Annotated in this window: 12 protein-coding genes; 6 read left to right on the top strand and 6 right to left on the bottom strand. The window is 37.6% G+C overall.

From position 1 onward, the window contains the following. Positions 1-63: 63 nt before the first annotated feature. From MKY65_RS05585 to nagB, 4 genes are all read left to right on the top strand, one after another. Complete coding sequence (locus MKY65_RS05585) at positions 64-849, top strand: rhomboid family intramembrane serine protease (protein ID WP_339183082.1); 786 nt, start codon at positions 64-66, stop codon at positions 847-849. Between the two features lie 140 nt (positions 850-989). Next, complete coding sequence (locus MKY65_RS05580) at positions 990-1,745, top strand: A24 family peptidase (protein ID WP_339183080.1); 756 nt, start codon at positions 990-992, stop codon at positions 1,743-1,745. A 332-nt stretch (positions 1,746-2,077) separates the two neighbouring features. Further along, on the top strand, positions 2,078-3,544 hold the full coding sequence (nagE, locus tag MKY65_RS05575; protein ID WP_339183078.1) for an N-acetylglucosamine-specific PTS transporter subunit IIBC: 1,467 nt from the start codon (positions 2,078-2,080) through the stop codon (positions 3,542-3,544). A 28-nt stretch (positions 3,545-3,572) separates the two neighbouring features. Continuing rightward, positions 3,573-4,304, top strand: a complete 732-nt coding sequence (gene nagB, locus MKY65_RS05570) for a glucosamine-6-phosphate deaminase (RefSeq protein ID WP_339183075.1) — start codon at positions 3,573-3,575, stop codon at positions 4,302-4,304. A gap of 238 nt (positions 4,305-4,542) precedes the next feature. Here the strand turns inward: nagB and MKY65_RS05565 are convergent, their stop codons facing one another. Beyond that, complete coding sequence (locus tag MKY65_RS05565; RefSeq protein WP_339183072.1) at positions 4,543-6,024, bottom strand: DEAD/DEAH box helicase; 1,482 nt, start codon at positions 6,022-6,024, stop codon at positions 4,543-4,545. A 583-nt stretch (positions 6,025-6,607) separates the two neighbouring features. On the opposite strand from MKY65_RS05565, the gene MKY65_RS05560 reads away from it, so the two are divergent. Both MKY65_RS05560 and MKY65_RS05555 read left to right on the top strand, forming a co-directional pair. Further along, complete coding sequence (locus tag MKY65_RS05560; protein WP_339183070.1) at positions 6,608-7,519, top strand: DMT family transporter; 912 nt, start codon at positions 6,608-6,610, stop codon at positions 7,517-7,519. 23 nt (positions 7,520-7,542) lie between these two features. Continuing rightward, positions 7,543-8,397 (top strand): DegV family protein, encoded by an 855-nt coding sequence (locus tag MKY65_RS05555; RefSeq protein WP_339183067.1) that lies wholly within the window; start codon positions 7,543-7,545, stop codon positions 8,395-8,397. 45 nt (positions 8,398-8,442) lie between these two features. On the opposite strand, the gene MKY65_RS05550 is transcribed toward MKY65_RS05555, so the two are convergent. The 5 genes from MKY65_RS05550 to tcuA form a co-directional block, all read right to left on the bottom strand. Next, entirely contained in the window at positions 8,443-9,138 is a 696-nt protein-coding gene (locus MKY65_RS05550) for an alpha/beta fold hydrolase (RefSeq protein WP_193064395.1), read from the bottom strand. A gap of 103 nt (positions 9,139-9,241) precedes the next feature. Continuing rightward, positions 9,242-9,562 carry a hypothetical protein gene (locus MKY65_RS05545; protein WP_193064396.1) on the bottom strand — a complete coding sequence of 107 codons (321 nt, stop codon included), beginning with the start codon at positions 9,560-9,562 and terminating at the stop codon, positions 9,242-9,244. 215 nt (positions 9,563-9,777) lie between these two features. Beyond that, a complete protein-coding gene (locus MKY65_RS05540) occupies positions 9,778-10,062 on the bottom strand; it encodes a glutaredoxin domain-containing protein (protein ID WP_339183063.1) in 285 nt (94 codons plus the stop codon). Between the two features lie 231 nt (positions 10,063-10,293). Beyond that, positions 10,294-10,902, bottom strand: a complete 609-nt coding sequence (locus tag MKY65_RS05535) for a PepSY domain-containing protein (RefSeq protein WP_193064398.1) — start codon at positions 10,900-10,902, stop codon at positions 10,294-10,296. A 167-nt stretch (positions 10,903-11,069) separates the two neighbouring features. Beyond that, the gene (gene tcuA, locus MKY65_RS05530; protein WP_339183060.1) at positions 11,070-12,581 is read right to left on the bottom strand and encodes an FAD-dependent tricarballylate dehydrogenase TcuA; all 1,512 of its coding nucleotides are present in this window, start codon (positions 12,579-12,581) and stop codon (positions 11,070-11,072) included. Positions 12,582-12,597 lie beyond the last annotated feature (16 nt).

Genomic DNA, 12,597 nt, shown 5'->3' with positions numbered 1-12,597 from the left:
TTATTATTATAGTATATAGGACAACTTATTTCATTTAAAAGCATTGGCTATGGGAGGCACAATATGTTTATTAGAACGGAACGGAGCATCAAAGAATTCTTTGAATTATATCCCGTGGTAACTATCATTATCGGGGTGAATATATTTCTATGGTTCATTATTGATTTTTTAAATTTACAAATTGGCACTTACATAAGAGATTATGGGGTGGGAATCAACTATTGGATTGGGGAAGGAGAATGGTGGAGATTATTCACTCCTATTTTTCTTCATGGCGGAGTGATGCACATGCTGTTTAATTCCTTTTCCCTCGTGCTGTTCGGCCCTGCGCTTGAACAAATGCTCGGTAAATTCAAATTTATTTTAGCCTATATGGGCACTGCTGTAACAGCAAATATTGTTATTTACTTTATTGAATCTCCTGCCTACGCCCATTTAGGTGCTTCTGGAGCAATCTTTGGTTTGTTCGGAATCTATGTCTATATGGTCTTTTTCCGGAAAGATTTAATTGATCAATCCAGCAGCCAGATAATTGGTGTCATTGTAGCCATTGCACTGGCCATGACATTTTTACGAAGCGGTATTAGCATATTAGGGCATTTATTCGGCTTTTTCAGCGGTTTTATCTACGCACCACTTCTCTTAGCGGGCGTGAAAAGTTATTCCCCTTGGGCACGGCCCCGGCCGCGTAAAAGAAAGTATGCAGATGATGACGACGGCCCGCAATTTGATCCGGATCGATGGAATAAAAAGCGAAAAATGCCAGAGGCTATCCGGAAAAATATGCTATGGATTATTGTCGGTATCATTGCTATTCTATGGTTATTAGGACAGGCAAATATTTTATAAAAACAATGAGCTGGCCGTGAATTTTCATGTCCAGCTTTTTATTTTGCAAAAATAGGTTGACGATATAAAAAAGTACTAGGCTTTATGCTATAATAAAAACACTCCGCACGTATCCTCAAAATTAAATAAGGAGGTTTCTTATGGAAATCTATACTTCATTCATCTTTTTCCTGTTTGGAATCATTTTTGGTTCATTTTTTATGGTTATCGGCATTCGTCTCCCACAAAAAATTCCTTTTGCCAATGAACGTTCTAAATGTCCCACATGCCATTATCAGCTCACATGGTATGATAATATCCCCATCCTGTCTTATCTTCTTCTGAAAGGCCACTGCAGAAAATGCCGTTATCACATCCCCTGCTTATACCCGCTGACAGAAGTTTTCACCGGCTTTCTCTTTATTTTCTGCTATTTACACGCAACCTCCCCCACAGAACTGCTGCTCTCGCTTTTATTTACTTCTTTGTTAATGCTTATCATCATAACCGATCTATATTATATGGTAATTCCAAATAAGCTGCTGGCTTTTTTTCTGCCTGCTTTTATTCTCATACGTCTGATAGAACCAGCAGATCCTTGGTGGGATTCTCTGTCAGGAGCTCTTGCCGGTTTTTTGATTATTTTTATCGTCATCTTATGGAATAAACAAGCAATGGGAGCAGGGGATATGAAATTAATGGCCGTACTCGGTGTTGTATTGGGTTTCTCTCATATTATTGCAACCTTTCTGCTGGCTTGTATTTCTGGAGCAGTAATTGGAAGTGTTTTACTTCGTTTCGGTATCATTCAGCGGAATAAGCCATTTCCTTTTGGCCCTTTTATAGCTTTCGGGGCGCTGCTCTCTTATTTTTTAGGTGATAGTCTGATTCACTGGTATTTGAATTTATTTACCTGATGTTGAAAAAGTCTGCTGGTTTTGAATAAATATAAAACGAATCATTATTTCATACAAATACACAATTGTATTCCCGCTCAACCTAGAAAAATCTAAATACTTCCATAACAAATAAAACAAATTTAATGATTGATATTAATATTCAGTTAATAATTATATCCCCCTTAAAATGATTGACAATACGAATAATTCTCTTTAATATTTGTAATTACAAATATTAAAAATTATAATTAACTACAAGTATTTCATACTACTACTTCAAAAATGTATGTACAATTTGTATTCTTTTCGTCTATAATTGTATTAAATATTATTATAGGAGGATACAAATTATGATGAAATATTTACAGAACCTTGGTAAATCACTGATGTTACCGGTTGCTGTATTACCTGCAGCGGCGGTTCTTATGGGAATTGGCCATTGGATAGACAGTTTCTTTGAAGCTGACAGCCGTTTTGCTGCCTTTCTAATCAGCGGCGGGGATGCCATCCTTTCTTCTCTGGCCATTCTTTTCGCAGTCGGGGTCGCAATAGGAATGACAAAAGCAAAGGACGGAGCCGCAGCGCTCAGCGGGCTTGTTGGCTATCTCGTTATTACGAAGGTATTGGAATCAGAAAGTGTCGCAGGCTTACTGCAAATTGATTTAAGTCAGGTAGACATGGCTTTTGACAATATCGAAAATGTTTTTATTGGAATTTTAGCCGGACTTATTTCTGCAGCACTTTATAATCGTTTTAGTCATGTTTCGCTGCCGGACGCATTTGCTTTCTTCAGCGGGAAACGTCTTGTACCAATTTTAACAGCGGCAACTATGCTGCTCGTTTCCATAGCCGTTCTCTTTGTTTGGCCGGTTGTTTATGGCTGGTTAGTCAGCTTCGGAACAATGATTAGTGACCTGGGAGCTGCAGGAGCAGGCTTATACGGGTTCTTTAACCGTTTATTAATACCGACTGGACTGCATCATGCATTGAATAATGTATTTTGGTTTGATGTAGCGGGTATTAATGATATCGGTAATTTCTGGGATGGAAATGGAGAACCTGGTATCACAGGCAGATACATGGCTGGATTCTTCCCGATTATGATGTTTGGTCTTCCAGCAGCTGCGCTTGCAATGTATCATACTGCAAAAACAAAACAGCGTAAACAGGCAGCATCTCTATTAATGGCAGTTGGCTTTGCCTCATTCTTTACAGGAGTAACCGAACCGCTTGAATTTTCCTTTATGTTCTTAGCGCCTGTATTGTATTTCGTTCATGCTGTACTTACCGGGCTGTCCTTATTCATTGCCGCAGCCTTCCAATGGACTGCAGGGTTTACGTTTAGCGCAGGATTTGTAGACTACTTCCTGAGCTTCCGATTACCGTTGGCGAATCAGCCTTATATGCTCATCCTGCAAGGACTTGCATTTGCTGTTGTTTACTATTTCTTGTTCCGTTTTTTAATTGTAAAATTAGACTTGAAAACGCCTGGTCGCCAGAATGATAATGAATTAGCTGAAGAACCCACTACAAATCCTGAATCAGCCAATGAAGCTAAAGACAAACATACATTAATGGCTGAAACAATCTATGCACATCTCGGTAAAAAAGAAAATATTGATTCTATTGATAATTGCGCAACCAGACTGCGCTTGGAAATCCAGGATATGGATAAAGTGAATCAGGATGGCATTAAGAAAACTGGAGTTCCCGGTGTCCAGCAGGTAAGTAAAAATAATTTACAAATTATTGTCGGAACTCAGGTACAAGCAGTGGCAGATGCATTGCAAAAACTATATAATGAGGATAAATCATAATTTATATTTATCTTATAGGGGGAACATAATGAATATTATCAGAGCAGAAAATTATAGTGAAATGAGCCAGCTGGCAGCAAAAAAACTGATAGAGCAAGTAAACGAGAAATCAAACAGTGTGCTAGGTTTAGCAACTGGATCTACACCAGAAGGATTGTACGAAGAAATTATCAAAGAACACAAAGCAGGCAATGTTTCTTTCAAAGATGTGGCGTCCTTCAATTTAGATGAGTATGTCGGACTTAACAAAGATAATGATCAAAGCTACCACTATTATATGCATCATCTTCTGTTCAATCATATTGATATTGATAGCGGACAGGTCAACCTGCCAAATGGAGATGCAAATGATTTACAGGAAGAATGCAACAGCTATGAAAAGGCCATTAAACAAGCTGATGGCATTGATATTCAAATTTTAGGGATTGGTTTAAATGGACATATCGGTTTTAATGAGCCAGGAACCCCATTTTCTATGCAAACCCATGTAGTTGACTTGGATGAATCCACCCGTCAAGCAAATGCACGCTTCTTTGATTCCATCGATGATGTACCAACACAAGCCATTACCATGGGTATCGATACGATTATGCAGTCCAAACAAATTATTCTCTTAGTTTCTGGTTCACAAAAAGCAGAAGCGTTAGATAAATTAGTGAATGGACCTGTAACAGAAGATTTCCCTGCTTCTATTTTACAAAAGCATGCAAATGTAACGATTATCGCTGATCAGGATGCATTATCCGAGCTTTCTGAATAAGAAAACACCTTATTAAAAAGAAGCATTCACTAAAGGACAAGTGAATGCTTCTTTTTACGCTTGTTTACTGACATTGTCATATTCTTTCAGGACTTAAATTACATATTCCATTATAACAACCTATTTAGACTGCGGTTATTCCCTCTCAAGAGATAAAGTTTATCATCAAAGTAAAAAACATGAGGCATTGTTCTAGTAATAAGAACGTTGCCTCATGTTTTTTTATGCAGATATTAAATTAACGGTCGTCTCTTCTTTTACGCTGGAAATTCCCTTTATTATTTTTACGATTTCTGCCGCCCTGGTTTCTACCGCCTTGATTGCGTCCGCCTTGGCCGCGTCCGCCATAATAACGTTTTTTGTTATTACCGCGACGATTATCATCCTTCGCTTTTTTCACACTGATTGGTGCAGCTGAAGAAATGCGTACAGGTGTATCTCTTCGTTCTTTTGTCATCATGCTGATTGCAGCAGCAATAACCGTAACGGAATCATGATCATCAAGTAATTCTTTCGCCGCTTCATAATAAGGGTTCAAATCTTTTTGATCAATCGCCTTTTTCATTTTATCAATGGTTACTTGCTGTTGTCCACGTCGCGCATCCTGGTTGGTAGGAGGTGTCAGACGCTTCATTTTACTCTTTGTTGTTTTTTCAATCAGGCTGAGATGAGCCATTTCTCTTGGTGTGATGAAAGAGATAGCTTCCCCTGTTTTACCAGCTCGCCCAGTTCTTCCAATACGGTGAACATAGCTTTCCGGATCTTGTGGAATATCAAAATTATACACATGCGTTACACCGGAAATATCCAGTCCGCGGGCTGCTACGTCTGTTGCCACAAGAACATCTACACGTCCTTGTTTAAATTTATTCAATACAGACATACGCTTGCCCTGTGTTAAATCGCCATGGATTCCTTCCGCGCGATAACCTCTTGCTTGAAGACCTTCAGTGATTTCATCTACACGTTTTTTCGTTCTTGCAAAAACGATAGCTAATTCAGGAGAATTGATATCCAAATGGTTATTTAATGTTTCAAACTTAAACTTCTCTGGAATTTCAATAAAATATTGATCAATATTCTCTACTGTCATTTCTTTCGCTTTTACTTTAACTTCCTTTGGCTCTTTCATAAGCGTTGTCGCAATATCACGAATTTCCTTCGGCATGGTCGCAGAGAAAAGCAATGTTTGCCTATCTTCTGGAATACCTTTTAAAATTTCGCGAATATCATCAATAAAGCCCATGTTCAGCATTTCATCTGCTTCATCAAGAACTGCTGTATGCACTTCATCAATACGAATCGTTTTGCGGCGCATATGATCCATTAATCGTCCTGGTGTTGCTACAACGATTTGAGGGCCGTCTTTTAATGCACGAATTTGACGGTCCATTGGAGAACCACCGAAAATAGCAAGTGCCCGTATCCGCTTGAATTTAGATAGACGGTTAATTTCTTCCGCTACCTGAATTGCCAGCTCACGTGTCGGTGCAACAATCAATCCCTGAACCTTTTTTAGTTTTGGATCGATTTTATTAATCAATGGGATACCGAATGCTGCAGTTTTCCCTGTACCTGTTTGCGCTTGTCCAATCACATCGTGTCCTTCCAGCGCGTATGGAATCGTTTCTGCTTGAATCGGGGTAGCTTCTTCAAACCCCATTTCTTCTAAAGCTTTCATTATTGGCGCAGAAACGCCTAGTTCGTTAAATTTAGTCACGTAATCGTCGACTCCTTTTTGTTTTTTATTGCAAAAGAGGCCTTATAAAGAGTTTCTCATACTTTTCATTTTATTATACAAATCAGTAAAAATCATCAATACACCGGTGAAAGAAGCAAAGTCTTTTGAAATCAAGTCCGCTTCAAATATTTTATACATTTACTGATTTACTACCTAAAAATTGCTGATTGAATGAACATTTCACTCCACATCAGCAATTAAACGAATAACGTATTTTATCGCTTATTCATTATCAACGTTTAAAGTACAAAAAAGGCATAACCAATTCAATAAGGTAAGAGGCCCCTAAAAAATGCTTTCTTAATCATACCATACTTATATACCATATATCCAGTACACAGATTAAAATGATTTTTTTTTCGTATCATGATAAAATGTAATTAGCTATGTATGCGTATGCACTAAGAATTCCCAGTTTCTTTTCATTAAAGATTCCTCACTTCTCCAATGAAGGTTCTAAAAAATTATCATGCGCTTGCATTCAGTTTTTCACATTGCACTTATATAACACCAAAGAAGAAAAAATACATCATATTGAACATGTAAAAAGGGAGTTATCACCATGCGTCAGTCCGCATTCAACCCTAAAGCAGCAGTTGTCATTGGGGTTTTTTCTATATCTACATCAGCAATTCTTGTCCGGCTTGCAACAGAAGCGCCTGCTTCTATTATCGCCAACTATCGTCTTTTATTTTCCGTTTTACTCTTATTGCCTTTTATTTTATTTCATTACAAGCATGAGTTTAAACGAATTTCCACAAAAAATTGGTGGCTTTCCATTCTTGCCGGCGTTTTTCTGGCGCTATATTTTATTTTGTGGTTTGAATCACTCAATTACACTTCTGTCGCCAGCAGCGTTGTACTTATATCACTTCAGCCGATTTTTGCTTTTATCGGGACCTATTTTATCTTCGGCGAGCGTTTCTCATCTGGAGCAATCATCAGCATCTTCATTGTTTTACTCGGCGGATTGATTATCGGTTCAGGGGATTTTCAATTATCTGGAGAAGTCATTTACGGAGACATGCTTGCATTACTTGGAGCAATCGCTGTAACCATTTATTTTCTATCCGGTCAGCATGTACGAAAAAATGTTTCTTTAATTACCTATACATTTATTGTCTATGGTATCAGTACGGTTATACTAACACTGTTTAATCTCATCCGGCAGGAGAATTTCTTCTCTTATCCTGCCGATCATTGGTGGATTTTTATTGCTCTGGCAATCATACCGACCTTTTTGGGACATTCTCTTTTTAATTGGTCACTGAAATGGTTGAGCACATCCACAATTTCCATGGCAATCGTGTTTGAACCGATTGGTGCCAGCATCCTAGCTTTTCTTATCTTGAATGAGACGCCGACCTGGGCCCAATTTCTCGGAGGAACCATTATTGTATTTGGATTATTTTTATTTATCCTTAGTACATCACGAAAAAATAAAGTTACTATTTCAACAAAGAATCACAAATAATACGCATTAAAGCAGGTGAATCAATGACAATTCAATTCATGACAGACAGCTCTGCTGATCTGCCTCTATTCTTACAAAACAAACTCCATGTAGAAATCGTTCCGTTATACCTTCATTTTAGTGACGGCCAGTACAAAAGCGGGCAAACGATGGATATTGAATTATTTCATCAGAAAGTAAAGGAATTAGGAGAGGTTCCCCGTTCAGCAGCTCCGAGCCCTTCCGATTTTTATGAAGCATATAAAAAAATCCCGCCGGAAAAGCAGATTCTGATGTTAAGTATATCTAATGAAATAAGCAGCACATACGCAAATGCTGTAGCAGGAAAAAATATGCTGTTAGAAGAAGAGCCTGAGCGCGTTATTGAGGTGCTTAATACAAAGACGGCTTCCTGCGGTATCTGCCTGCTGATGCATGAAGCAAATAAGAAAATCGAGGAAGGGTACGCGTTTGAAGAGCTCGTCAATCATTTAACAGAACGCATTGAACAAACTGCGACTTTATTTGTATTAAAAAGTTTAGATAATCTTGTTCTTGGCGGCCGTTTAGAAAAAATAAAGGGAAAAATCGCAAAGACATTAAATATAAAAGTATTGATGAAAGCAACAGAGGAAGGCGCTATTGATGTTGCAGAAAAAGTACGCGGCGAGAAGAAATCTTTAAAACGATTCGTTGATCAAATTGGTGAATACACACAAAATACCGAGAATAAAATCATCACGATGACCTATTGCCGGGATAAAGATAGAGCGATAAATGTACTTGAGAAAATCCGCAGCACATACGCTTTTTACGATGCTATTATAGAAGAATCAGGACCGCTTATTTCCACATACGGCGGAGAAGGTGCACTAGTTATTTCTTTCTTCAAAAATTAATTATTAAAATACACTAAAAATGCTGGGAGTTTGTCCCAGCATTTTTTATGCAGATGATTCCATCAGAAAATCATAAACCATATTGTTTAATGTGTCTTTATCAGTCCCCAGGCAAATTAAATGTTTGGATCTTTCAAAAAAGACAACTTCTTTTTTTTCAGAGTGAATTTCTTTATCAAGATAATATGCTGTTTTATAAGGAACCATGCCATCAAGCTGTCCTTGGGCAATTAATACTGGAGAATTAACCTTATCCAGATATTTTCTGGTAAACCGGATCAGCTTCATAAATTCAAAGTGCGCTTTTAACGGCACAACGCCCATTTTTCTTTTATAGTGATTGAATAATTGATTTTCTTTTAGATGTCCGCGTATTCCATCACCAACTACTGCAGCAACATCTAAGCTTATCTGCTTTAAGGATAAATATTTACCAGATGTGGCGAGCAGGACAAGCTTAGCAATATTATATTTAGCTGCTAAATAGGAAGCAATCATCCCGCCCATAGAAAAACCGATAACATAAATGGTATCAAACTGGTCAATCAGTTTCTGAAGTTCTTCTTCCGCTGCTTGAATCCATCTCTTATACGAAGCATCTTTCAAATTTAATTCTGTCCCGTGACCAGGCAAAGTCGGCACTTCGATATGCCAATCCGTGCTGTCTCTTAAATAATTTGCCAATGGTTCCACTTCATAGGGCCCTCCAGTATACCCATGAATAATTAAACATCCTATCATGATTTTCTACTCCCTTTATAAAATTAAACTCAATGGAATCTCCTCCTGTGATACACAGCTCAGGAGGTTAACCTTATCATTTCTAAATCAGGCTGATATATACCTACATGAATCCTTTTACAAACGTACCAAATTGCTTCACAATCGGGGAAACTTGATGGTAAGTACTTGCTAACTGACTTACTTTGCTAATCATTGTATCAAAATTAAACGGATTATTTTCATTTGTTCCGCCGGCACCCGCGCCCGGCTGTGACTGCATTTGCTGCTGCGACATTAAATACTGTGTTGGTAATTCTGGTTTTGAAAATAATTCATATGGAGTAAGCTCTTGTCTATCATTACGCTGGTTAATAGTTGAAGAAACTGGTGCATAAGGATTATTTCTACTAAATTCATTAGGGGGGAAATTTCGATATTGCACATTTCTCACCTTCTTTTGCCTTTTTATAATGACGCTTCGGGAAAAGGAATTTCTATTATGACATATACTGTATGGTAGTTGTTTTTTTCGAGGCATTCCCTGAACGTCTAAGACCACGGTAGATTGGGCTCTTTTCATTATTATAATTGAACCATTACGTTTACTTTTAGATTACTACCATTTTATGCAAATGAAAGCTGATACGTGCATAGCCCTTAATCATCTTTGGACTCATTTTCAAAAAAATAAGCATCCTCACTCAAATTATTAGCTAATCCTAATTCATAAAGAATTTTATTCTCTTGATTTCCCTCTATTTTCTTCTCATCAATAAACAGTGTGGGTGTCCCAAAAATCTTCATTTCCTGTAATTCCTTTAAATATGCTTTATTTTTTGTTACGTTTTTTAGTTCATAGGTAACATCATTTTTATCTAGAAATGCTTTTACCTTATCCGATGCTTGACTTCCTTCGCTGATGAATAATGTAACCTTTTTCATACAAATCCTCCTAATCAATCCCTTCATATATCATTTATCAATTTTTTATTACCCTTTTTCCTCATATATGAAACTTTTTTACGTAAGAAAATCTGGTTGTCACCAAGCCTTTAGGTGACAACCTTAGTTACACTTATGCAGTAAGAAAGTTTATACTTTTTTAACTGCCAAAAAAAAAGAGGACTAAAATCGCCCTCCTTTTTACCATTTGTATTTTAAGTTTATTTTTTATCAATCATCTTCATAATCGATTTCTAAAGATAGAATATCTCCTGTTTCAGCATGAATGTCAAAGTCTGCTTCTTGCTCTCCATTAACAAGTTCCAGCTCATAAACATATCTGCCATCGTCATAATCTAATTCCATCTCTGTAACCTCACCATCAAATTCCTGCTTTGCAATCTGGATTGCTTCTTCCTGGGTAATGACATTCTCTTTATTATCATTGTTTTCATTTGCTGCCGCTGTGTCCTGCTGGTTCTCTTCCAGATTTACATCATCATCATTTCTGTCATCATCATGTCCATCCTTATCGTCTATTTCTTCATAAACCACTTCACCTGATTCAGCATCCATCTTCACATCATATTCGTGGTTTTCGACAATAATTTCTGCTTCATAAAAGGACTTATCTCCTTCTCGATCCAGTTCCATTTCTTTAACCTTACCTTGATATTCTTCTTCTAATTTTTTCGTTGCGTCCTCCATGGTTAAGCTGCCTGCTTCAACAATTTGCGGTTCCCCTTCGCTTGAACTTGCCGCTTCTGCATGGTAAATTCCTGTTCCGACAACTCCTGCTAATACAACCGCTCCAGCAAACATTCCAATTTTTTTATTCATTTATTTTTCCTCCTTATTTCTTATTAACTACATCTTACCCGTTAATAATGAAAACAGCCTTTGAGTAAGATTAGAATTTCATGAGAAATAAGTTATTAGGAAAAAACCTTCAAATAGACATTACAGTTATTTGGATATTAGCTTTGTTGTTTTATCAAGTCAACTGCTTATTTACTGATTACTTCATCAAATTGCTCCGCATAACTTGCTGCTGACTCTCCTGCTAGTTTCCCAAAAACAGCCCCAGACATTAAACCTGAACCACCAGGGTAATTTCCATAAAATAGACCGCCTATCATTTCTCCTGCAGCAAATAATCCCGGAATTGGATTTTGATTTTCGTCTAATACCTTGCTGTGCTTATTGGCTTGAATGCCTCCAAAAGTAAAGGTAATTCCGCAAGTAACTGGATAAGCATAGAATGGCGCTTGTTGAAAAGACAAAGCCCAGTTGCTTTTCGGAGGTGTAATTCCTTTTGTCCCCTTACCATCTTTGATTGCCGGATTATACTCTCCATCCTGTACAGCATCATTATAATCTCTTATAGTCTCTAAAAATTTATTTTTATCTACACCTATTTTTTCAGCCAATTTTTCTATTGAGTCAGCTTTTATACAGGTGGCTTCTTCTAGATTATATTCCGCTCTTAACAATGGGCGTACCTGATTATCAAATACTTGAAACGCCTTTTGTTCTGGTTGACGAAGTGTTTCTTTTCCATATTTCGCATAAGTGTAATTTCTAAAATCTGCTCCTTCGTCAACAAAACGTTCTCCGTTTGCGTTTACAATTAAACCAAGAGGATACGAGGATTTCTTGTAAATATCACCAGGTTTTTTATAATCACCAACTTTTGGAGCTTGAAAATCTGTGGTATGTGCATGGCAGCTTGACCAATCACCATAAGGTTGTGCGCCCGCTTCTATTGCCATGTCCAGCCCATCACCCGTATTGAATTCACTTCCACGGACGATCGCTTCCCCCCATTCTTCGCCCAGATACTTTATACGCTTTTCCTTGTTTGCTTCAAAGCCGCCGCATGCCAAGACCACAGCCTTTGCAGGAATTTTCTTTCTTAACCCATTTTCCTCAACAATGACACCACTTACTTTATTGTTTTCAATTTCTAGTTGAAGAGCTCGTGAATCATATTGAATCTCTACATCAAGCATTTCCAGCTTTTGAAATAAAGCCTCAACTAATCCGATACCTTTACGATATGTTTTTACAGGCAATCCTCCCCAAAACTGACGGACGCCATTGTTATCAAATGACTGGTTTTCATTCAGTTCGAATCCTACACCTTGCTGCTTCATCCATTCAATTGTCTCATAAGATTTTTCAACTAATTGTTTAGATAGCTCGGGGTCACTTTTTCCTTCTGTGACTGCCATAATATCTTGGAGAAAGTCCGTTTCTTGATATTCCGGCATACTTATTTTATCGAAATCTTCAGAGGTTAATTGCGTTAAAATAGGCTTTAATGCGTGTTTATCATGATAAGCAAAGCGTATTGCTCCATCTGTAAAAAATGAATTCCCACCACGTTTCTCCTTGGGTCCGCGCTCCAAAACAAGAACATTAACTCCATTTTCCTTCGCAGCAATAGCTGAACAAAGTGCCGCATTTCCAGTGCCTACAACAACTACATCGAATTTCTGGTTATCTTTTCTATTCATATTGTCCTCCCATAAA

The organism is Oceanobacillus sp. FSL W7-1293, from assembly GCF_037969815.1.
Taxonomy (GTDB): domain Bacteria; phylum Bacillota; class Bacilli; order Bacillales; family Amphibacillaceae; genus Oceanobacillus; species Oceanobacillus oncorhynchi.
The sequence above is the reverse complement of the archived record's forward strand: the minus strand, read 5'-3'. Positions and strand labels throughout refer to the sequence as shown.